Raw genomic sequence first — 22,738 nt, forward strand, 5'->3', positions numbered from 1 at the left:
AGTACTACTCCTTTCCGTCATTGTTAAGCTTCTCCTTCAGACGGGCCATTTCTCTTTCCAGCACAGTCGCTACGGTTTCTCCAGCCTGCACTGCGTATTCCTGCCCCATCCGGCGCAAATCGCGCAGACTTTTCGCTTCCAGCTCCCAGTCGTTCATCCGGTCCTCGAGCCGTCCGAACATCTTGGGAACATCACCGCCGTTGCCGTAGGTTCCGGCTCTTTGGTTCATCCGCTGCTGAAGTCTCAGCGACTCCATCCGTGCTGCATAATACTGGCGTTTGTTATATACGGTCTGATATTCGACTTTCAGTTCATTAAGCTGGCTTTCCAGCTCATACAGCGATACTTGGCTCTGTTCCAGCAGCCCGCTGTACTGCTCCAGCTTTTCCTCGTGAATGATCTTTTCCTGCAAAGCCAGCTTGGCGAGATGATCCTCTCCTGCCTTAAGTGCCAGCAGCGCCTGTTCTTCACGCTTATTCTTCATGGCCGTTGCCTGGTTGACTTGCTGCTGCAATTGCTTCGTGTGGGAAGCGTATTGCTGATAGAGTCTTTCAGCTTCACTGATTTCTTCACGGGTTGAATGGAGAAATTGATCAATTAGCTTCACAGGGTCCTGGCTTTGTTCCAGACGTTCATTTAGATTAGCTACGGTGATATCCCTCATGCGGCGAAAAACACTCATGATTTCCTGCTCCCTCCCTGCTTCTTAGTAAGTAAACTTCTAAAAACTTAGTATGTTCTGTTTTGTTTGCCCTTCAGTACTGAGATTCCCCAAACCACAAGCGCGATACCGAGCAGGGGTCCGATGATCCAGGAAAGCTTGGCAATCAGCGACATAACACCGATGAACAATACGGCCCAGCCGATAAATTTGCGTCCGCTTTTAATTCCGTAGTACCCGAGAACAACCAGCAATACCGGGAACAGAATTCTGAAGATTCCGTGAATCAGAGGAAGCGCAATACCCATCAGCATTATTGCTCCGAGTACGATCAGCACAACCGCAAGTCCGTTATCTTTTCTATTTTGCATTTTCTCACCGCCTTTCGTTGACCTCAACCTTATAATCTTATTCTAGGGTAAACCGCAGACTTTCAAAACAGACCGTGGACGGTTTTATAAACTGGACCTTAGTCGGGGCAAGGGTAGGACTGCAGGCTGCCGGAGGCGGAAACAAGCCTACCTCTCTGCCGGGAGAGACTTTAAACATCGCTAGTGTGTATAATTGTTGCAGGTATCCCTTAATATAGCTTCTGCAGCACGCAGAGGAACAAAGGAGCACACATCTTGAAGACATTGTTAATCGTTGAAGATGACCGGAGTCTCAATAAAGGCATCGCCCTGACCCTTTCCCAGAATGATCTGTCTATACAGCAAGCTTACGACATAGCCTCAGCAGAGATGATTCTTTCTTCTCTTAAGATTGATCTTATTATTCTGGATATCAATCTTCCCGACGGAAGCGGGCTGGATTACTGTGAGAAGATCCGAAAAACCTCGCAGGTGCCGATTATCTTTTTGACCGCAAATGACATGGAGCCTGATATCGTTACGGGGTTTGAGCTGGGAGGCGATGATTATATTACGAAACCGTTCAGTCTGATGGTCTTAAGGGCAAGAGTCATGGCCGTCCTCAAAAGATCTGCCCCGCACAGCGAGGACAAAGTAACGATAGGGCCCTTAAGCTTCGATTTTGGAAAGCTGGAGTTTTATAAGCACCAGGAGCAACTGATCCTTAGCAAAACCGAGCTCAAGCTGCTGAAAATATTTGTCACGAATCCCGGCATTATTTTAAATAGAGAACAGTTAATCGACAATATCTGGTCGCAGGAGGCTGAGTTTGTGGATGAGAATGCGCTGACGGTAGCCGTCAAACGGCTGCGGGCCAAGATCGAGGACGAGCCTTCTGCTCCACAATACATAAAAACAGTCTACGGTTTGGGATATCTATGGGCGGAAAGGCCAAACCCATGAGCAGCAGCAGACAGATCCATTACTCCAAACGCATTAGCCTTATATTTTCGGCAATCTTCATTCTCCTGGTATTCGGCTATGCTGGAGTGGTCCTTTTTCTGCAAGGGGATCATCCGGCACTCCCGGAACTCACTGCACTTTTTGTCTCTTTAATGCTCGTCATGGGTGCTGCCTGGAACTGGTCGTTGCGGCGGCAAGTTACATCCTTCGTGGATACGTTGGATGAAATGGTGGACCGGGCGATCTACGGACGGGAGAAAATGACCGATTTTGAAGAAACCCTCCTCTCTTCCATGGAACATAAATTGTTGCGTTACATTGAGATCTCCAAAGCGAATGAACAGAACCTGGAAACGGAAAAGAACAGAATCAAAGAGCTGATCTCTGATATTTCCCATCAGACCAAAACACCCCTATCCAATATCATGATCTATAGCCAGCTGCTTGCCGAAGTCCCGGAGCTGGATGGAGAATCCCGGCAACTGGTGAGCCATATTCAGTCGCAATCAGAAAAGCTCGAATGGCTAATTACCTCCCTGGTCAAGATGTCCCGGCTGGAAACGGGGATGATCACCCTGCACAGCACGGTCAATCCGGTGATTCAGACGATAACCCGGGCCGTATCCCATATCTATACCCGTGCGGAAAGCAAACAGATCGATATTCATATCGAATGCAATCACCTCGCAAAAGCCCGTCATGATCCCCAATGGACCAGCGAGGCCTTATTTAATCTATTGGAAAATTCGGTGAAGTACACAAAGGCAGGCGGTAAAATTTCGATCGTGACTGAAAGCAATGAAATGTTTACCCGGATAGATGTTTCGGACACAGGCATGGGAATTCCCCAGGATGAGCTTAAGCACATCTTCAAACGATTCTACCGGGGACACAGCGCCAGGGAATATGAAGGCATTGGAATCGGGCTGTATTTGACGCGGAAGATTATCAGCATGCAGGGAGGTTTTATTACAGCGGTGTCCGAGCCAGGCAGAGGAACAAAGCTGTCTATGTTTCTACCCCAAATCTAAATGTGTCATTATCATCAGATTTCAGACACTGTCCAGTTAGAATTGTCTGATATCTTAAGAGCATCAAAGATTATGGAGGATGAATCACCATGCCTATATTAAGAATAGAACACCTCAAGAAATATTATGGCAAAGATCCGCAGACGACGGTTAAAGCGCTGGACGATGTCTCTCTGTCTGTAGAAAAAGGCGAGTTTCTGGCCATTGTCGGCACCAGCGGCAGCGGAAAAAGCACCCTGCTTCATATGCTCGGCGGCCTGGACCGGGCCACTGAAGGCAAGGTGATTGTGGATGGGAACGATATCTTTGCGATGAGTGATGAGAAATTAACGATTTTTAGACGCAGATCGGTTGGTTTCATCTTTCAGAGCTATAATCTGGTACCGATTCTGAATGTGCTCGAAAATATATTGCTTCCTATAGAACTCGACGGCGGCAGAATTGATCAGAAATATCTGGATGAAGTGATCCAGGCCCTGGGACTTCAGGAGAAAATCCACAATCTGCCGTCTAACCTTTCCGGCGGGCAACAGCAGCGTGTTGCGATTGCCAGAGCGCTGGCAACTAAACCTTCCATTATTCTGGCTGACGAACCTACAGGGAATCTGGACAGCAAAACGAGCCAAGAGGTTCTTATTCTGCTGAAGCAGCTGAGCGAGAAATTCAATCAAACCATTGTCATGATTACTCATAACGAGTCCATCGCCCAGACTGCCGACCGCATTATTAGAATTGAAGACGGACGCATTGTTTCCGGCAACGAGACGGTATCCACCGGGGTTAAGACGTTATGATCACAACCAACAACCGCAAAATTGTAAACCGCCTTGCTCTAAAAAGCCTGAAAGCCAATCCCATGCGAAATCTGGCTGTAATCTGCGCGGTCATCCTGACTACACTGCTCATTACCTCCATCTTCACCATGGTCTTAAACATCAACAAATCGATGGAATTAGCCCAGATGAAAACGGTTGGCTCTGACTTCCACGGAGGCTTCAAATATCTGGCGCCGGCACAGGTCGAAGCGCTGAAGAAACATCCCTCCATTCGGGAATACGGAGTCACACTTAAAGCTGGAGAGTTAACAAATGATGTGTTCAAGGATAGTCGGGTAGAGGTCTTACGGATGGATGAGAACAGCGCAAAGCACGGTTTTATAACATTCATTGAAGGCGGGCTGCCTGCCGCAGAAAATGAGGTTGTGCTAAACACCTGGGTGATGGATAAGCTTGGCATCAGGCACGCGCTGGGCCAGCGGGTTGTTCTGGACATAGATACCGGGGAACGTGTGATTCAGCAGGAATTTATTGTTTCGGGGTACTATTACGCGGACAGAAACCTGGCCATGTCGGGGCTGGCTTTGGTATCGGAGTCTTTTGTAAACAAGAACCTGTCCTCTATCGATCCGGTGAAGTCCAAAGCTGACGGTTCTTATGTGAATACCTCCGAACTAAGTGTGATGTTCAGCAATGCCGTCGATATCGAAAAAAAGCTCAATAAGGTACTCAAGGACACAGGTGTAGATGCTCCAATCGGAATAAACTGGGCCTACACAACCTCCTCCCTTTCAGATAACATCATCAAATTTGTTCCCTATATGGGAGTCATTCTCATTATCATGCTCAGCGGATATTTGCTGATTTATAATATCTTCTACATATCGGTAGTGCGGGATGTCAAATTTTACGGCCTGCTGAAGGCAATCGGGACCACGCCGCGACAACTCAGGAGGATTATTATCAGTCAAGCGCAGCTGCTGTATATTATCGGTCTGCCGTTTGGCCTGGCTTCTGGTTATGGTATTGGCCGCTGGTTGACCCCATTGATTAGTAACGCATCCGAGGGTTCTATGGAAACTTCCTATTCAGCCAGCCCTTGGATTTTTATTGGGGCTGCCGTGTTCTCCTACCTGACGCTTTGGATCGCTGCCAGCAAGCCGGGACGGATGGCCGCACGGATCTCCGCGGTGGAAGCGGTCAGATTCGCAGGCGTGAGCGTAAAACGGCGGATGAAGAAACGCTCGACACGCGGGGCAAAGCTTTACAGTATGGCCTTCTCCAATCTGTTCCGCAATAAAAAGAAGCTGTTTCTTATGCTGACCTCACTCTCCTTAAGTATGGTCTTGTTCAGTGTTATCTTTACCGTGATTTCATCGCTCGATGTCAATAAGTACCTGGAGACTTATATCGCCGGTGACTTTGTAATCCACAATAACGCTATTGTGTATACAGAAGGCGAACAGGCCGGAGATCCTTACAAACTTTCGGAAGCGTTCAAAAGTACTCTGGATAAGATTGACGGAGTGGAACAGGTGGACAATGTATATTATAAATTCGAAAAATACACTTTGGATGACACGATACGCGCTACACTGAAACCTCAAGCAGAGGTACTTAAACCCGAACCTTTCCTTGTACAAACTCTTAAGAATAACTTCATTATGCTCGATCTGTACGGCATTGATGGCGGCTGGTATGATCTGGTGCAAAAGGATGTTATTGAAGGAACCTTTGATAAACAGAAGTTCGCTTCCGGTAACTATGTGCTGGTGACAGAGGCTATGATGCATGGGGAAGATAATTATGAAACTTATTATCATCCCGGTGACTCTATCAAATATCCGGGTCTGGGAAAGAGTTATGAAGTCATGGCCGTTTTAGAACTTGATGCCCTTTATGCAGCAACTACTCATGCATATCCAATCTATGGATACAACACCTTCCTTCCCGCCTCAGAATTAACCAAGGAGCTGCCGGCGGGAAGCAATCCGCCTATGGGGTTGTCAGTAACAATCCACGCCGATCCGGCCAAGCTGAGCAGTGTTGAACAGGAGGTTAAGTCCATTGTAGCTTCAAGTGATGAGCTGGGCTTCAAATCAAGAGAAGATTACAAGGAGGAGCTGGGCTCGTTTATCCGCATTTTCCAGACGGTCGGCTACGGTCTCAGCTTTGTCATTGCGCTCATAGGCGTCCTCAATTATATCAATACCGTCATTACCGGGGTTATTACCCGCAGAAATGAATTCGCCTTACTGGAGAGCATCGGTATGACCAAGCGGCAGCTGAAAAAGGTTCTGGTCTATGAGGGAATGTACAATGTCCTGCTAACCGTGGCGATCACCTCCACCTTAGGCCTATTTCTGACTTACATCATTTCCAAAAACATAGCAGATAATATGGCCTTTACGGTCTACCACTTCAGCTGGCTGCCGTTTGTTCTGGTCATTCCGGTCCTGGCTGCTATTGCGTACACTGTAACGCTAAGCTCCTACAGCCTGCTGACCAAGGCAACGGTTGTTGAAAGATTGCGGCAAGCAGAATAATCTCTAACGATGAAGCAGATCCGGGCAGCCGGGTCTGCTTTTTAAGCTCAGTCCCTTTATCCAATTGCAAAAGAGACTACATTCCTCCATATTCATTCTGCATTCCTCCATACGTTTGAATGCGAAACAGACTTATAATGAGGCTGTCTCATTACTTCAGCATCCACCTTAGGAGGTTATTTCCTTGTCCATTCATTATGATGCGAAGCTGCAAATCTTCCATCTGCAAACTGAAAATACCAGTTATGTATTCGGCCTGGCCCGCGGTACGTATCCCCTACATCTGCATTGGGGCAAAAAAATCCGCAGCTCTGCCGTTTCTGATTTATTCGATCCCGGAGCTATGGGCTTCAGCAGCACCGTTGATCCGGCAGAGCCTTCGCTCTCCCTGGATACCCTTCCCCATGAATATCCGGGCTATGGTTCGGGCGATTTCAGGGAACCCGCTTATGTAGCTGAGCTGGCCAACGGCACAACGGTCACGGAGCTGGCTTACGTGTCCCACAGCATTCTCAAAGGAAAACCGGCGCTGGAAGGCTTGCCGGCTGTATACGCTGAGACTGAAGAGGAAGCCGAAACGCTACAGCTGGTGCTGGAGGATTCACTTGCCGGTCTTCGGACCGAGCTGTCTTACACGGTCTTGAAGGGTTTCGATACCATTATCCGCTCGGCCCGGCTGATCAATACCGGAACCGGCCCGCTTAAGCTGAACCGGGCCTTGTCCCTGGCGCTCGATTTCCCGCATGATGAATTCGAGCTGATCCATCTTTCCGGCTCCTGGGCCCGGGAACGCCATTTGGTCCGTGCCCCGCTGCGCAGCGGAAGTCAGGGCATCGACAGCAAACGCGGAGCGAGCAGCCATCAGCAGAACCCCTTCCTGGCCCTGCTCTCCCCGAATGCCGGGGAAGACAGCGGAGAAGCCTATGGCTTCAGCCTTGTCTACAGCGGCAGCTTCAGTGCCGGGGCCGAGGTGGACCAATACGGGTCCACCCGGGTCACGATGGGCATCAACCCTTTCGGCTTCCGCTGGCTGCTTGAGCCGGGCGAAAGCTTCCAGACGCCGGAAGCTGTGCTTGCCTATTCCGATGCGGGGATCGGCGGCATGTCCCGTATTTACCACCGCTTGTACCGTACCCGTCTGGCAAGAGGGCTGTACCGCGATGAACCGCGTCCGGTACTGATCAACAACTGGGAAGCCACCTATTTCGGCTTCGATGCGGACAAGATCGAAGATATCGCCCGTGCCGGACAAGCGCTTGGCATTGAGCTGTTCGTGCTCGACGACGGCTGGTTCGGCCGCCGGGACGATGATTCCACTTCCCTGGGAGACTGGTTCGTGGATAAACGCAAGCTGCCGCAGGGCCTGTCCGATCTGGCGGAACGGGTGAACCGGCTTGGCATGCAGTTCGGCCTCTGGTTCGAGCCGGAGATGGTCTCCCCCGATAGTGAGCTGTACAGCGCCCATCCGGATTGGTGCCTGCATGTGCCAGACCGCAGACGCAGCCAAAGCCGTAATCAATTGATCCTCGACCTGTCCCGGCCGGAGGTCTGCGACTACATTATAGATGCCGTTAGCAGCGTATTGTCCTCGGCTCCGATCACTTATGTCAAATGGGATATGAACCGCCATATGACGGAAATCGGCTCCGCGTCGCTGCCGCCCGGGCGCCAGGGGGAAACTGCCCACCGCTATATGCTGGGGCTGTACCGGGTAATGGAAGAAATCACATCCAGCTTCCCGCATGTGCTGTTCGAGAGCTGCTCCGGCGGCGGCGGCCGGTTCGATCCGGGCATCCTGCACTACATGCCGCAGACCTGGACCAGTGACAATACCGATGCCGTAGAGCGCCTCAAGATCCAGTACGGCACAAGTATTGTCTATCCGGCCAGCGCCATGGGCGCACATATCTCGGCTGTGCCGAACCATCAGGTTCACCGCAGCACCCCGCTCTCCATGCGCGGCGATGTGGCGATGTCCGGCAACTTCGGGTATGAGCTGGACCTGACCCGGTTCACCGAAGAGGAGCAGGCGGAAGCGGCTGCCCAGGTTGCCTTCTACAAAGAAATCCGTTCGCTTGTTCAGCAAGGGGATATGTACCGGCTGCTTTCGCCGTTTGAAGGCAATGAAACGGCTTGGATGTTCGTAGCCGAGGACCGGTCCGAGGCATTGGCCGGCTACTTCCGTGTACTGGCCGGACCGAACACCGCCCGCCCCCGTCTCCGTCTTCAGGGTCTTGATCCGGACAAGGATTACGTGCTTAAAGAGACCGGCACCGTATACGGCGGCGACCGCCTGATGTATGCTGGCCTGCTGCTTCCCGAGCTGCATGGTGACTTCCAGAGCAAGCTGCTGCATTTTGTTGCAGTAACAGCATAAGTTATCGCCAAACAAACAGGCCCGCGTAGGATGCGAGGCCTGTTTGTTTGCAATCGAGAACAACTAACCTAATTTCATTCCTTGCAGCCTGCGGACCTGGCTTATTTGGCATACAAACGGGCTGCGCATTCATCCAACACCTCTTGGCTTAGAAATGGAGCAAGTTGCAGCAGTGTCCCTGCCTCTTTTTCAGTAAATGCCTTACGGGCGCATTCACTCAGAACTTCTTCACTGAGAAAGGGGGCCAGTGCTACAAGATTGCCGATTGGCCCGATCTCTATCACCTTCCTGGCGCATTCATCCAGCACTTCATCACTCAGAAAAGGAGCCAGCGCCACCAGGTCGCCGATTGGCCCGATCTCTATCACCTTCCTGGCGCATTCATCCAGCACTTCATCACTCAGAAAAGGAGCCAGCGCCACCAGGTCGCCGATTGGCCCGATCTCTATCACCTTCCTGGCGCATTTATCCAGCACTTCATCACTCAGAAAAGGAGCCAGCGCCACCAGGTCACCAATCGGCACATTGGCCTTTACATGCTCAAACACCTCTTCGATTTGTTCCGTCTTAAGCAGAGGCGCAACTTCCAATATTTCTATTGCAGATACCTCATGCTGATGCAGGTAATCCTCAGTTGCATTTTCCAGCACACTTGTTAGGATCGCTGTCCCCCTACCCTCTTCCAGAATCTCTTCAATAGAGACATTAAAGATTTCAGCCAGCTCCGGGAGCTTAGAGATATCGGGCATGCTTGCGCCCCTCTCCCAATTGCTGACCGCCTGATAGCTGATTCCCAGCTTATCCGCGAGTCCCATTTGCGTGAGCCCTGCGGCCCCTCTTAATTTAACGATATTCCTGCCTACCTTTAGCATATCGAACATGTTACCACCCCTTCAGCTGTGATGTCCTCAGTGTATCGATTGCTGCTGATTTTGCATATCAAGTGCTGCTTGAGTTCTTGCCTTCTGCGGCCTGCCGCGGAAAACGGTCACCAAAATTACAGCAGCGATAATGATAACGGCAGCGGTCAGGGTGTTCACGGTTAACTGTTCGCCTGCGAGCAGCCAGCCCAAGAATACGGCGACTATCGGGTTCACGAACGCATAGGTCGAAACCAGGGTAGCATCGGCATTTTTGAGCAGCCAGATGTAGGCCGTGTAGCCTATAATCGAGCCGAAGACGATTAGATAACCCAGAGCTGCGTACGAACGGAGGGAAATGGCCGGAATGTCCATCTTGGACCAGTCGCCGGTAAAGAAGGAGAAAACCAGCAGCAATGCGCCACCTGACAGCATTTGCGCAGCCGTTGACATCAGCGGAGAATCCGGTATCCGGGCGCTGCGTGAGTACATGGAACCTGCCGCCCAACTAAGGGAAGCTGCCAGCAGGGTAATAATGCCGATCAGGTCGGTTGCAGTGCCATTGTCTCCCTGCCCCGGCTGGAAGACCAGCACGGCGATACCCAGCAGTCCAAGCACAATCCCGGCGATAACGCCGGGATTTGGACGTTTGCCGCCGCGGCCAAACCACCCGAACAGCATCATCCAGACGGGCACCGCAGCGACGATCAGAGAAGCAATAGATGAAGAGACCCTTTGCTCCGACCATGCCACCAGTCCATTGCCTCCAAGCAGCAGCAGTGCGCCGACGATGGCCGAAGACCGCCACTCGCGTCCTGCCGGGCGTTTAGCACCGCTTAATCTGGAAATGACATAGAGTACAGCTCCGGCCACAAAAAAGCGGATTCCGGCCATCAGAAAGGGCGGCATGGTCTCTATCGCGACCTTCATGCCGACATAAGTTCCTCCCCAAAATAAATAAACAGACAACAACGCGATGCCAACCGCGTATACTGAATTTGCCCTGGCTTTCTGCTTCACGCACTACCACCCTCTCTATATTCCCTTAATGCCATTTTCATATAATGTAGATAAAATAAAGGTCGTCGAGGTTTCCTTGATGCCGGGAATCCGGAGAATTTCATCAAGCAAAAGGGTAAGCTGCTCCGGTGAGGTCACCCTCACTTTTAACAGCATGCACCACTCTCCCGCCATCCGCTGGCATTCTAGAATGCTCACACCCGGGATTTGAATGCTGATGATTGGGTCTGCCGCATCCCGGAAACTTTGGCTGACAACCTTCACGGAGATCATGACCTTGATTTTCTGATCCAGCTTGCCCCAGTCCACAATGCCTCTGTACCCTTTGATCACACCGCTTTTCTCCAGCTTGCCGACTCGTTGATGCACCGAGGGCCGCGAGATATGCAGCAGCTTGCCAATCTCTTCATGGGACAGTCTTCCGTTCTCTTCCAGCAGCTTCAGAATTTTGATATCCAGTTCATCCAAAGGAACCGCCTCCTGGGCAATATTATAGCATGATTTATTCCGATAATAACTAATCGTAATAATCAAGGCCCATAATCAAACGAACCGTTATCTTTGCAAGCATTTATTTTCTTTATCGTTAATCGAAGAGCCATAACAGGGCCAGAAAATGACGATTCGTAAAGCTGTTTTCACGCGCAAAAAAGCCCCCTCAGTGCAGCTGGCAGCAAGTGATTCCCGCTTTGGTGCTACTTGAGAGGAGAGCGTTCAGCGCCCGCGGGCCGATATACTCACAAAGCTCAACCTATATGGCTCACCTGCTGTACAGTTGCCGCATAACTGCCGTTCAGCCTCTACTCCCTGCCGGGCAGTCCGGCCCCGCCAAAGAATTCCCCTTCCTCCAGCCCCGACACAAACCGCTGCAGCCAGGCATAATATTCTCCCGCATGCTGGAGCTTGTCCAGGTCCCGCAGGCAGGCCTGCCGTTCCTCTTCAGGAGTGTCCTCCGCCTGGATCAGCTCCTGGAGCTCTGGCATCACCGTACCCATCGCCTCCTGCATGACATCAATTTCCCGCTGAAGCTTCAGGGTGAAGAAGTTTTTGAATGCCTGAAAAAAATCAGTCTCGGCTACATACAGCTCCTTCCGCTCACGTTTCTCGTCCAGCTTAGTCACCATCCGGGAAGCGATCAGGGAGCGGACGCCGTAGCTCATATTGCTTTTGCTCATATTCATGACCTGCTTCATTTCCTCCAGCGTCATCGGCTTGTCCTCAAAGAACATAATCCCGTATAGCTGCCCGTAAGAATAATTCGCTCCATATAAATCCATCGTCTGCGCTATCGCATCAATCATCGGTCGCAGCAGTTGCTCCCGTGGTGATAAATGCTGGTTGTCCTCGCCAAATGCGGCCTGCTTCATTCGCTGCACCTTCACTCTTTTTTAGAATTGTTCCCTCTACATTACACAATACTGAAGCTTCGTTACAGGTTTTCTGCAAATTTTACACAACTTCCGAACGATGTTTACTTCCGCTTAACCACGGGCTTGTCTCATGAGTGTACAATTTTTTTTGAACAGAGGAGCTTTCCTCTGCATTATACCGCAAAATCAAGCTGATGGAATGGGGTATCGGAACGAAAATGACACGCTCAAAGGTTATTAACGGCTTGAAGCCCGTGCTGTTCACGCTGCCGGCGATGGTACCGTTCGTTCTGTTCTGGCTGGCGCCGCTGTTGTATGTGCTGTATCTCAGCTTCACAGAATGGGACTTTATGAGCCCGGAGAAAACTTTTGTCGGACTGCAAAATTATGCCGATCTTTTCAGCAACCCGGCCTTTTACAAAGCGCTGAGAGTGACCGCGCTCTTCTGTGCGGGCAGTGTGCTGCCGATCATTCTCCTGGGACTCGGACTCGCGCTGCTGATGAACCGCAAGCTGAAAGGCTCCGCACTTTATCAGGTGCTGCTGTTCTCGCCATGGGTCACGCCAACCGTCGCTGTATCCATTGTCTGGTCGTGGATCTATGAGCCTGAGGTCGGCCTTGCCAATACGGTGCTTGATTTCCTCGGACTCGGGAAAATAGGCTGGCTGCAGGACCCCAAATGGGCGCTTGTGGGAGTCCTCCTGGTGACCATCTGGAAATCCGTGGGCTGGGCGATGATCTTTTATCTGGTGGCACTGCGGAATGTGCCTTCAGACCTGCTGGAGGCCGGAGAGCTTGATGGTGCAAGCGCTGCTCAGAAGTTCTTTCGCATCACTCTGCCGCTGATCTCGCCAACCACCTTGTTTCTATTCGTGGTACAGCTTATTCAGGCCCTTCAGGCCTACGATCAGATCAACGTGCTGACCCAAGGCGGCCCCTCCGGCTCCACCCGCACGCTGCTGTATCTGTATTATCAGTCCGCCTTCGAATCCTTCCAGATTGGAGAGGCTTCCAGTGTAGCTGTTGTCCTTGTCATCATCTGCATGCTGCTGTCCGTATTCTCATTCGGCATCAGCAAACGGACGACCCATTATCAATAATCCGTACATTTTCCAAGAGGAGGTCTCACCGCTTGCGTATATTCACACGGCTGGGCGGACCGGCCCGTCATCTTTTTTTTGCCACGCTTGCCCTGCTGATGGCTTTCCCGTTCTACTGGATGGTCACCAGCGCGCTGAAAACCAATGATGAAATCTGGCGTTCCCCGCCTACACTCTGGCTTGAAGTGCCGCTCTGGGGAAATTTTGCCGCAGCCTGGAATGAGGCCCCGTTTGCAAGATACATGGGCAATAGCATTTTCGTCGCCACTTCCATCGTCATTCTGCAGATCATCAATTCCGGCATGATGGCCTATGCGCTGACGCATATGAAATTCCGCCTGAAGGGGATTTTTGCCGGAGTGATCCTGTTCGGTTATATGGTTCCGGCTACAGCGGTCTACCTGCCCGGCTATCTTGTGCTGTCCGAGCTGCACCTGCTGAATTCCTACGGCGGCCTGATTCTCTCCAACTCTGTAAGCATCTTCGCGATCTTTCTGATCCGGCAAGCGTTCCTGCAGGTATCGCATGAGCTGGTGGAGGCCGGTGAAGTGGACGGCGCCTCGCATATGCGGATTCTATGGACGGTGCTGGTGCCGGTTACGAGGTCATCCTTTGCCGTGCTGGCGCTGATTACCTTCATTGATCAGTACAACAATTATTTCTGGCCGATGCTGATTACCAAAGACCCTGACCTGCAGTTAGTCTCCGCTGGCCTGCGCAGCTTTTTCGTGGAAGGGGGTGCATACGGATTACAATGGCCGCTGATCATGGCCGCCAGCGCCTTCACCATCGCCCCGCTGCTGCTTGTCTTCCTGCTGGCGCAGAAAACGATTATGCAAAGTGTCAATATGACGGCAGGCTCCAGTAAAGGCTGAATCTTACATTTTTGAACAAAGAGGAGAATGATGATGAACGTATTTAAAAGGTTGTCGGCGGTATCTATGATTGCCGGATTCACAGTGCTCACGGCTTGCGGCGGAAATTCCGCTTCGGACAACGTTACGGCGGGAGGCGGTGCCTCCGCAGCTCCAGCGGCAGACGCCCCTCCAGCCCAAAGCGAACCGGTAACCATTGAATTCTGGTATGGCCTTGGCGGCAAGCTTGGCGAGAATATGGAATCGCTCATCCAAAAGTTCAACACCTCCCAGCAGGAGGTCATCGTCAAAGGCATCGTACAGGCAGACTACAGCGAAACCGAGCAGAAGCTTCAGGCGGCCATTGCTACCGGACAGGTTCCTGCAGCCGTGCTCTCCTCCAATATGGACTGGGCGCGTAAGGGATATTTCTCTCCGATGGATGAGCTGATCACCCAGCAGCCGGATTTTAATAAAGAGGATTTTGTCCAGACCTTTCTGAACCAGGGCCAGGTTGACGGCAAGCAGTATTTCCTTCCGATGTACGGAACGACACAGATTATGTATTACCGCAAGGATGCTTTTGAGAAAAGCGGTATCGATGCCAGCCAGTTGAAGACCTGGGAAGACCTGGCGGCAGCCGCTGGGAAAATGGCCGTTAAAGACGGCGGCAAAACAACCTTCTTCGGATGGGAGCCGATGTGGGGCTCCGGCAACATGATCGATGCCGTCCTCAGCAAGGGCGGCAGCGTTCTCAGCGAGGATGGCACCAAAGTAACGATCGACTCTCCGGAGTGGATTGAAACCTGGGATCTGTTCCGCAAATGGATTCACGAGGACAAAACCATGCGCATCCACTCCGGCGGACAAGGCTGGGAGTACTGGTACAAGACCATTGACGATGTGATGAAAGGCCAAGCGGCGGGCTATATTGGCTCCAGCGGAGATCAGGGTGATTTAGATTTCAGCATCGTCTCCGCAATGGAGCAGCCGGGCTGGGCCGGAGTTGGCGAAGGCAAGCCTGTGGCACAAGCGATCATGGCCGGTATTCCTGCCAAAGCCGGGGATGACGAGAAGCTGGCAGCGATGAAATGGCTGACCTACTTCACGAACTCCGAGAATACCGCCTTCTGGTCAATCAACACCGGATATATTTCCGTCCGCCAGTCTGCGCTTGAAGATCCGGCATTCGTCTCCTTCAGCGAGACCAATCCGCAGATCAAAATCCCGTTAATGCAGGCGTCCCACGCCTCTGCCCCCTTCCAGGATCCTACCGGCGGCAAAATCAATGATGCGCTGACCATTGCTGCGGACAAGGTGCAGATTGAAAATATCCCGGCGGCTGAGGCCCTGAAGGAAGCGCAGCAAGCTGCCCAGGCTGCACTTGATAAAGTAAAATAAGGAGTAACATTATAAAACGTGAATTATTAAATCTAAGGGGGCGGCAGCATGCCTGAGCTCATCACTCCGCAAGGGGAACATTCCATATCCGCGATTCTGTTCGACAAGGACGGCACACTGCTGCAGTTCGTTTCCCTGTGGGGAAGCTGGGGCGAGTGTTTCCTGGGACAGTTCACCCGGCAGCTGGAACAACGCGGCCTCCAATTCCCGGTTCAGTATCTGGCCTCCCTGCTGGGAACCGTTCACGATGCTGAGGGTAGAATTACAGACTATGACCGGAATGGTCCCTTGGCCATGGGGACGATGAGCGACCTTTATGCCATTCTGTCCTGGCAGGGTTACCTGCTAGGCTTATCCTGGGCCGAGTCCAAGGAACTGGTAGAGCTCTGCCGTCAGGAAGCGGATGTAATGCTGGAGCGCAGCCGCCCGGTGCTCCCGCTTCCCGGCCTGCTCCGGTTCCTTGACGACTGCACAGCCAAGGGCATTGCTCTGGCTGTAGTGACTGCCGATGAAACAGCGGCAGCCGAAAATCACCTCCGCTGGCTCGGTATCCAACATTATTTCTCTGCCGTGATCGGTACGGATCAGGTCGAGCGGGGCAAGCCGTTTCCCGATATGGCGCTGCTCGCCTGTGAGCGCCTTGGGGTACAACCTGCCGGGGCCGCCGTGATTGGCGATACGAACGGCGATATGCGGATGGCTAAGGCCGCCGGGGCAGCTGTAGCCGTCGGGATTGCCGGCGCAGCGGATATATCAGTGCACGGCCTTTTGCCGGATGCAGATTCTCTGGTGCAGTCCTATGCAGAATTAAGTATTGGAAGGAATACAAGGTGAGGGCCGAAGGGGTGTGGGCCTGGATTTTTCTCGCGCTGGCGATTCTGTTCGAGCTCTCGGGAACCATCTCTATGAAAATATCCCATGGGTTCACCCGGCCCTGGCCCTCCGTGCTGATGTTCCTGTTCTATGGGATCAGCTTCACCTCGCTGAATGTGGCGCTCACCTCGATCAAGGTCGGGGTAGCTTATGCGGTATGGTCAGGTGCAGGAATCATCCTGATCTCCGTCGTGGGGGCGGTGTATTTCGGAGAGCGGCTGACACTGTCCTCCCTATTATGGGTGACTGTGATTGTGGCCGGCATTGTGGGCTTGAACATTAGTGCCAAGGGGCATTAACAGAGTTCTATTCATAAAGTTTGCATTCAGTTTAATACCATGCAATCCAAGGAGGTTCTCTCGCAAATGAGTACAAATGAACCAGGCGGACCACAGCCGCTGCTTACTTTCCAAATTATCACCGATACCCATGTCACTGCCGAACCATCCCATGAGTATAATCTGAATTTCGAGCGGGCGCTGCAGGATCTGGCTCACCATGCCCAGGGCAGCAGCGGGATTATGCATATTGGCGACATCACGGATCATGGCTTCCAGGAAGAATATGAGGAAGTCCACCGTATTCTGCAGCTGCATCAGGCAGTACTCCCGGAGATCCGTTACACCTTGGGAAACCATGACGTTGGACTCGGCCACTGGGAATCCCGCCTGGCAATGTACACTTCCCGCATGGGAATGCCCGGCCCCTATCATGACCACTGGATCGGCGGGTATCATTTTATTTTCCTGGGAACAGAGGAAGGTCTGCCAACGTTCTGTAAATTGTCGGACGAGCAGCTTCGATGGCTGGACCGTAAGCTTGGGGAAAAGCTGGTGGACGGACACCCGAAGCCTGAGCAGCCTGTTTTTCTCTTCCTGCATCAGCCGCTGAAGGACACTGTAGCCGGATCTTTGGAGTCACAAGAGTGGTATGGCGTCACGCAAGATAAGGAGCTGCGCTCCATCCTGTCCAAATATCCTCAGACACTTCTTTTTACAGGCCATACGCATTGGGAGCTTGAAGTCGACAACACGATGTACTCCGGCAACGGCGAGACGGCAACCATGTTCAATAGTGCTTCGGTTGCTTACCTCTGGACGAATGCAGATGAACACAAGACCGGCAGCCAAGGGTATTATGTGGAAGTCTATACCGACAAAGTCCTTGTAAAGGGACGGGATTTCACTACGGGGAGCTGGATTGAATCGGCGCAGTACGAGGTGGTTACGTCCTTAAATGTACGCAGCTAATACCTTGGCGATGCCCCGAACATCCGGTTACATTGACAAAACAGCTATAACAAAAAGCAGCCTTCTCCCGTTAGTGGTGAAGGCTGCTTTTGCATGCCGGTATCATACCATTTATATCAATAGTCGCTGGGCCGGATTAACACACAGCAGAGTTTGTTGCGGCTACCTTGCCTCAAAACGCTGGCAACGCAATCTCCGCATAGTTATCTTCAAGGAATTTCTTCACTTCAGGTCCGCTGATGCGCTTCGCCAGCTTTTGGATGGCATCCGAAGCCTGGTTATCTTCGCGTGCTACCAGGGTGATGGTAAATTCGGAATCTTCGCGTTCTGTAATCAGCGCATCCTTCTTCGGCGTCAGGCCCAGCGGACTGGCATAAGCCGGAGTCATCGCTACCAGATCGGCGTCGTCCAGCATCCGGGCCAGCATCAGCAGGTCCACTTCCTCGAACTTGTAGTTCTTGGCATTTTCGGTGATGTCAGCCTGTGTAGCCTTAATGCCTACCCCTTCCTTAAGCTTGATGAGTCCAGCGTCCGCGAACATTTGCAGGGAACGTCCAATGTTCGAAGGGTCGTTCGCCATTACCAGTGTTGCACCTTCCGGCAGTTCGCTGATCGCCTTGTAACGTTTGGAATATCCGCCGTAAATGGCATCATATACAGGCTGTACAGCGACCAGCTTGGAGCCTTTGCTGGCATTAAACTGCTCCATGTAGGGAACATGCTGGAAGAAGTTAGCATCCACTTCCTTGTTCGCCAGCGCTTCGTTCGGCTGCACATTGTCGGACAGCACCACGATCTCCATATCTACACCGTCTTCCAGCAGCAGCGGTTTCACAATATCAAGAATATCCGTCATCGGCGGAATCAGCGAAGCCACTTTAATCTTTACAGGCTCTTTGCTGACTGCAGCGGGCGCCTCTGCATTCTCCTTGTTATTTCCACAACCGGCAACGATCAACACAAGCAGTGTAAGCGCGAATAGCATTGTTTTTTTCATGATTATAACTAACCCCCAACTTATATTTTGATTTCAAGGTCACAGATGCTTGCAAATTGCTCAGCGTTTATCCAGCAGTCTCGCTGCAGTGCTGCCTGTAAACTGAATCACCTGCACGAGCACAATCATCACGACAATCGCATAGATCATCACTTCCGTCTCGAAACGCTGGTACCCGTAACGGATGGCGAAATCGCCGACTCCGCCCCCGCCGACAACGCCCATTACAGTTGAGAACGAGATAAAGCTAATCGTAGAAGCAGTCAATCCAAGCACCAGACCGGAACGGGCCTCCACATAAAGAAACTTGAAAATCAGCGAAACCTTTGAAGCTCCCATGGATAAGGCCGCTTCAATCGTCCCCTTCGGAACCTCCAGCAGCGATTGTTCTACCAGCCGCGAGTAATAGGCAATTGCAACAATAGACAACGGCACAGTAGCCGCTACCGTACCAATTGCCGACCCCACGAGGAAGCGGGTGACGGGAATCAGCGCCACGACAAGCAGCAGGAACGGAAACGAACGGACAACGTTAACGATGCTGTTGAGGATAAGAGACAGCAGCTGATTCTCATACAGCTGGCCTTTGCGGCAAAAATAAAGCAGCGTTCCAAGCGGGAGCCCCAGCAGTACGGCTGCGCCTACCGAAATGCCTACCATTACAAAGGTTTCCCCAATAGATTGCCACATTTGATCCTGGTATTTCAGCATATCCTCAAACATAGACTTCCCCCGCTTTGCCGGTAATTTGCTCACGGTAGGAACCGGTATAGCCGACGGGCGCTGTAAAACCAATCTCCCCGCGGGAGAAGGAATCCACGATTCTGCCCTCTTCCATCACAGATACATCACTGCAGATGCTGCGGACAACATCCAGCTCATGGGTGACGATAACAATCGTGACGCCGAGTGTGCTGTTAATCTCTTTCAGCACAGCAAGAATATCCGCCGTTGTTCCCGGATCAAGCGCGGAGGTCGGCTCATCGCAGAGCAGCAGCTTCGGGCTGTTCGCCAGCGCCCGGGCGATGGCTACCCGCTGCCGCTGCCCGCCGCTGAGCTGGGCGGGATACTGCTCCGCCTTGTCCGCAAGTCCGACGAATTGCAGGCATTCCTCCACCCGCTTCATCCGTCCGCTCCGCGGCATACCGGCCAGCTCCAGCGGAATGGCGACATTCCGGCTGACTGTAGCATTGCCGAGCAGATTAAACTGCTGGAAGATCATACCGATCTTCTGCCTCTCCTCACGCAGAGCCTTTTCCGCCATTCCGGTAAGCTTCTTGCCTTCAACCGTAACATTCCCCTCATCCGGCCGCTCCAGCAGATTGATCAGCCGCAGCAGCGTCGATTTGCCGGCCCCGCTGGCCCCGATGATGCCATGGACAGCTCCTGTCTTCACCTCAAGCGATACCTGCCGGACAGCATGATAGCAGCCTTCCTTCAGCTTGAACCTTTTACTCACCCCACTCAGCGATAGAATATGTAAGCCCCCCTCTCCAGAACGCCTATACTATAGCCTTTTATCGCCTCAAACAGTGTACTATAATTATTTAAAATCTGTTTCATTAAAAATCTCTTTAAATAATAAGGTATTTTATCGTCTGTGTCATCATTTTTCTCAAAATGATATATCAGCGGCATGGAAGAAAAACATGCCCGCAGAAGTAGAAATCAACAAACAAAAAATCCTCCCGGTCAGGAGGACGCAAACTTCAGACATGAAAGGCTCTTGAGATCCCGTTAATCAGCAAGAATACACCCAAGATTCTCAGTACAACTCTGGAGGTTTTGTCATCCTTTTTAAAGATGATTCTCCCAAACGCTCCAATCCATACATTGATGATGAGACCTGCGAGCAGCTCGATGATTCCTGCAAGCTCTGTAATGCCCAATATTATCACTTCCCACTCACCGTTATGATTATAATCATCCCTCTAATCCTCTAAGCTCTTTACGCATAAATACATAAGCTCCGGCCAGTCCCAAGAATCCAATCCCGGCAAGAGCGATAACTGCTGAACCTATCGAACCGTCCCGGATATTCATTACGGATGTTACTTGGATAACCCATGCCTCGGGTGTGAATTTACCGATAGTCCTCATAACCTTAGGAGCGAATTGCATGGAGAAGAAAGAACCCCCCAGCATCCCGGTAACCGCGACAATAATGGAAGCTGAGGAGGTAAACTGCTTCTGGCTCTTCATAAATGGAAGGATTAGCATGGTTAATCCGATTAAGGCAAATAAATACATGGCAAGCAGCATAACGAGAACAGGCAGATTATGATTTATCATGTTTATTCTCAGCAGATATTTTCCTGAGAGCAGTATGACTGAAATATAAATAATGCCAAATAAAAACGCTGCAGCCATTTTTGAGAGCAGATATTTCATATAGCTGACGGGTGTGCTCAATAGCCGGTTTACGGTTTTGTTTTCTTTTTCGTCGACCAGCGATCTTAAGCCCTGAACGACCACAAACCAAATGAACATCGCCATAAAGCCTGTAAACCTTTCGGCAGCAGTTTTGTTCTCCCCCTCTTCACCGCTGTTCAGAGTCTGCACATTAATGCTCAGTTTCGAAGCACCTTTTAATGCTGTAAATAAATATCTGGACATAGAATCAGCATTCAGCTGTAAATGGCCGGACATATACTCCGAGTCATTGGCTACTTTACGAATTGTGCCAGCTTCACCGGCGATGATCTCTTTCAGCAGCGCCCCCTCGCCGTTCTCCTCATTTTGCACAAAGCTGAGGGGAAGCTCCTGTCCTGACAGCAACATGCTGCTGAAATCCTGCCCGATCACAAATCCAAAAGGAATATCCTGCGCGTCCACCTTATTCTTAATGCTCTTCACATCCGTATTAATCACCCGCAAGCCGCTGTGCTGACTAATCAGCTCTAATAATTGCTTGGAGTAGATGCTGTGATCATCATCTGCAGCATATACAGTATCCGGCATGCTGCCTGTGGAGAACGAGAACAGATACGTTAGAATTAGTGGAAGACCCATCATCGCCAAAACGGCTATTCGATTGCTAAATATCTGTTTCAGCTGATGTTTCAGCATGATGATAAATTGCACGAAAACTCCACCTTCTCCCACTGTATTGACTAATGCATACGATAATGCAGATGACTCCCAGCCCTACCAGCTCCAGCAAATCTTTATACGACCCGGCAAGTCCTTTATTTTGGCTGATACTGAGGTACGCATTAATTGCTTTTCCGTTGGGAAGCAGCCCCTGAACGGTCCGCAGACTTTCCGGCAATTCGCTTCTACTGACAAAACTTCCGCCCAAAAAACTGAAAATATACAGCACAGGTGAAGCCAGGCTGGACACAGTCGTATGGTCTTTGGCAATAAATCCCCAGAGCAGCACAAGACTTCCTATGGCAAAAGCATACACAACCGTTATCACCAAAAGCTCAAGGGGCTGGCCCCAGCTCATTGCGAACACCAGCCAGCTGATGAGAATTACGCAAGACATTTGCAATACAATCGCCAGTATAATTCCGCTCAATTTGCCTAAAACATACTGCACATCCCAAGCAGGCGTTGAACGTATTCTGAACAAAGTATGGTTTTGCCGCTCATCTACGATGCTGTGCACCAGCACAAAGGCCGTCATGATCGAGAACATAACTACCATGGCAATGGAGTAATACTGTATCGCATCTACCGGCACCGCATCCTTTTGCGTTGAAACCGTCGGGATATCCGGGGAACGGCCGCTGAAATTGAATATATGGCTTTGAAGCTCCGCAATTGGGGCTTGCGGAAGGCCGTTACCGCCGTTTGAGAACTGGAGAACCGCGGACTTCTCTTCATTTAACAGATTGAGCTGCTCACAAAACTGCTCCAGTATAGTCCTCACGATTGCCGTTTGGAGCGTTTTGGCAGATTCTCCGATCACAACAAGGTTCGCCGCCTCCTGCTTTATTGCAGCATTCGTAAAGTTATCCGGCACATATATAAAAACAGCGGCATGACCGTCTTCGACTCTTTTTTTGCCTTCGTCATAGCTGGCCGCTTCCTGCAAATGTATGACTTTCCGCAGATCTTCCCGCATAAAAACATTCTTTAAGGATTTCCCCAAGGCCAGCGGGCTCCCTTGAGCAGCAACGCTTTTATCCGCATTATAAAAAGCAACGTCAAACGCCTTCACACTGGAGTCTGAGCCGCCGAATGCCGTGCCCAGAATGAGAATCAGTAGAGAAGGAAACAAAATCAGCTTCAGATAGAACCATTTATTTTTGGTCAGCAACCGGAAATCCAGTAAAAATAATGTGATCAGTTTTCGCATGAC

The 22,738-nt window shown here is 51.2% G+C and carries 23 protein-coding genes; 11 read left to right on the plus strand and 12 right to left on the minus strand.

Features of this window, described 5'->3' with window-relative positions; translation table 11 throughout:
* Positions 1–4 precede the first annotated feature (4 nt).
* Both NSS79_RS29410 and NSS79_RS29415 read right to left on the minus strand, forming a co-directional pair.
* Positions 5–682, minus strand: a complete 678-nt coding sequence (locus NSS79_RS29410) for a PspA/IM30 family protein (protein ID WP_038596387.1) — start codon at positions 680–682, stop codon at positions 5–7.
* A gap of 47 nt (positions 683–729) precedes the next feature.
* Positions 730–1,032, minus strand: coding sequence for a hypothetical protein (locus tag NSS79_RS29415; protein ID WP_342437206.1), 303 nt, complete (start codon positions 1,030–1,032; stop codon positions 730–732).
* Positions 1,033–1,287: 255 nt separating this feature from the next.
* Between NSS79_RS29415 and NSS79_RS29420 the strand changes: the two genes are divergently transcribed.
* The 5 genes from NSS79_RS29420 to NSS79_RS29440 all read left to right on the plus strand — a co-directional run bounded on the left by NSS79_RS29420 (position 1,288) and on the right by NSS79_RS29440 (position 8,704).
* Positions 1,288–1,974: a response regulator transcription factor gene (locus NSS79_RS29420; RefSeq protein WP_342437207.1), complete on the plus strand. Its 687-nt coding sequence runs from the start codon at positions 1,288–1,290 to the stop codon at positions 1,972–1,974.
* A complete protein-coding gene (locus NSS79_RS29425; protein ID WP_342437208.1) occupies positions 1,971–3,005 on the plus strand; it encodes a HAMP domain-containing sensor histidine kinase in 1,035 nt (344 codons plus the stop codon). Before NSS79_RS29420 ends, NSS79_RS29425 begins: the two co-directional genes overlap by 4 nt.
* Positions 3,006–3,094: 89 nt before the next feature.
* Positions 3,095–3,799, plus strand: a complete 705-nt coding sequence (locus NSS79_RS29430; RefSeq protein WP_342437209.1) for an ABC transporter ATP-binding protein — start codon at positions 3,095–3,097, stop codon at positions 3,797–3,799.
* Positions 3,796–6,327 (plus strand): FtsX-like permease family protein, encoded by a 2,532-nt coding sequence (locus NSS79_RS29435; protein WP_342437210.1) that lies wholly within the window; start codon positions 3,796–3,798, stop codon positions 6,325–6,327. Before NSS79_RS29430 ends, NSS79_RS29435 begins: the two co-directional genes overlap by 4 nt.
* 184 nt (positions 6,328–6,511) lie before the next feature.
* Positions 6,512–8,704, plus strand: coding sequence for an alpha-galactosidase (locus NSS79_RS29440; protein WP_340896559.1), 2,193 nt, complete (start codon positions 6,512–6,514; stop codon positions 8,702–8,704).
* A 101-nt stretch (positions 8,705–8,805) separates the two neighbouring features.
* Here NSS79_RS29440 and NSS79_RS29445 read toward each other — a convergent pair whose 3' ends face one another.
* The 4 genes from NSS79_RS29445 to NSS79_RS29460 form a co-directional block, all read right to left on the minus strand.
* Positions 8,806–9,585 (minus strand): helix-turn-helix transcriptional regulator, encoded by a 780-nt coding sequence (locus NSS79_RS29445; RefSeq protein WP_342437211.1) that lies wholly within the window; start codon positions 9,583–9,585, stop codon positions 8,806–8,808.
* Between the two features lie 27 nt (positions 9,586–9,612).
* Positions 9,613–10,584, minus strand: coding sequence for an EamA family transporter (locus NSS79_RS29450; RefSeq protein WP_340896556.1), 972 nt, complete (start codon positions 10,582–10,584; stop codon positions 9,613–9,615).
* A 15-nt stretch (positions 10,585–10,599) separates the two neighbouring features.
* Positions 10,600–11,052: an Lrp/AsnC family transcriptional regulator gene (locus NSS79_RS29455; protein ID WP_340896555.1), complete on the minus strand. Its 453-nt coding sequence runs from the start codon at positions 11,050–11,052 to the stop codon at positions 10,600–10,602.
* A gap of 332 nt (positions 11,053–11,384) precedes the next feature.
* Positions 11,385–11,951: a transcriptional regulator gene (locus NSS79_RS29460; RefSeq protein ID WP_340896554.1), complete on the minus strand. Its 567-nt coding sequence runs from the start codon at positions 11,949–11,951 to the stop codon at positions 11,385–11,387.
* A gap of 221 nt (positions 11,952–12,172) precedes the next feature.
* On the opposite strand from NSS79_RS29460, the gene NSS79_RS29465 reads away from it, so the two are divergent.
* The 6 genes from NSS79_RS29465 to NSS79_RS29490 all read left to right on the plus strand — a co-directional run bounded on the left by NSS79_RS29465 (position 12,173) and on the right by NSS79_RS29490 (position 17,432).
* A complete protein-coding gene (locus tag NSS79_RS29465) occupies positions 12,173–13,054 on the plus strand; it encodes a sugar ABC transporter permease (RefSeq protein WP_342437212.1) in 882 nt (293 codons plus the stop codon).
* Between the two features lie 32 nt (positions 13,055–13,086).
* Complete coding sequence (locus tag NSS79_RS29470) at positions 13,087–13,929, plus strand: carbohydrate ABC transporter permease (RefSeq protein WP_342437213.1); 843 nt, start codon at positions 13,087–13,089, stop codon at positions 13,927–13,929.
* Positions 13,930–13,962: 33 nt separating this feature from the next.
* Positions 13,963–15,309: an ABC transporter substrate-binding protein gene (locus NSS79_RS29475; protein WP_340896550.1), complete on the plus strand. Its 1,347-nt coding sequence runs from the start codon at positions 13,963–13,965 to the stop codon at positions 15,307–15,309.
* Positions 15,310–15,357: 48 nt separating this feature from the next.
* Positions 15,358–16,143: an HAD family hydrolase gene (locus NSS79_RS29480; RefSeq protein ID WP_340896548.1), complete on the plus strand. Its 786-nt coding sequence runs from the start codon at positions 15,358–15,360 to the stop codon at positions 16,141–16,143.
* A complete protein-coding gene (locus tag NSS79_RS29485; protein WP_340896546.1) occupies positions 16,140–16,481 on the plus strand; it encodes a multidrug efflux SMR transporter in 342 nt (113 codons plus the stop codon). Before NSS79_RS29480 ends, NSS79_RS29485 begins: the two co-directional genes overlap by 4 nt.
* 66 nt (positions 16,482–16,547) lie before the next feature.
* Complete coding sequence (locus NSS79_RS29490; protein WP_340896545.1) at positions 16,548–17,432, plus strand: metallophosphoesterase; 885 nt, start codon at positions 16,548–16,550, stop codon at positions 17,430–17,432.
* A 172-nt stretch (positions 17,433–17,604) separates the two neighbouring features.
* Here NSS79_RS29490 and NSS79_RS29495 read toward each other — a convergent pair whose 3' ends face one another.
* The 6 genes from NSS79_RS29495 to NSS79_RS29520 form a co-directional block, all read right to left on the minus strand.
* Complete coding sequence (locus tag NSS79_RS29495; protein ID WP_340896544.1) at positions 17,605–18,429, minus strand: MetQ/NlpA family ABC transporter substrate-binding protein; 825 nt, start codon at positions 18,427–18,429, stop codon at positions 17,605–17,607.
* A 60-nt stretch (positions 18,430–18,489) separates the two neighbouring features.
* Positions 18,490–19,152 carry a methionine ABC transporter permease gene (locus NSS79_RS29500; protein ID WP_076112570.1) on the minus strand — a complete coding sequence of 221 codons (663 nt, stop codon included), beginning with the start codon at positions 19,150–19,152 and terminating at the stop codon, positions 18,490–18,492.
* Positions 19,145–19,906, minus strand: coding sequence for a methionine ABC transporter ATP-binding protein (locus NSS79_RS29505; RefSeq protein WP_342440464.1), 762 nt, complete (start codon positions 19,904–19,906; stop codon positions 19,145–19,147). Before NSS79_RS29505 ends, NSS79_RS29500 begins: the two co-directional genes overlap by 8 nt.
* A 232-nt stretch (positions 19,907–20,138) precedes the next feature.
* Positions 20,139–20,318: a hypothetical protein gene (locus tag NSS79_RS29510; protein ID WP_340896542.1), complete on the minus strand. Its 180-nt coding sequence runs from the start codon at positions 20,316–20,318 to the stop codon at positions 20,139–20,141.
* Positions 20,319–20,352: 34 nt separating this feature from the next.
* Positions 20,353–21,513 (minus strand): ABC transporter permease, encoded by a 1,161-nt coding sequence (locus tag NSS79_RS29515; RefSeq protein ID WP_342437214.1) that lies wholly within the window; start codon positions 21,511–21,513, stop codon positions 20,353–20,355.
* On the minus strand, positions 21,467–22,735 hold the full coding sequence (locus NSS79_RS29520; protein WP_340896537.1) for an ABC transporter permease: 1,269 nt from the start codon (positions 22,733–22,735) through the stop codon (positions 21,467–21,469). Before NSS79_RS29520 ends, NSS79_RS29515 begins: the two co-directional genes overlap by 47 nt.
* Positions 22,736–22,738: the final 3 nt, after the last annotated feature.

This window comes from Paenibacillus sp. FSL L8-0436 (genome assembly GCF_038593025.1).
In the GTDB taxonomy this organism is placed as follows: domain Bacteria; phylum Bacillota; class Bacilli; order Paenibacillales; family Paenibacillaceae; genus Paenibacillus_AQ.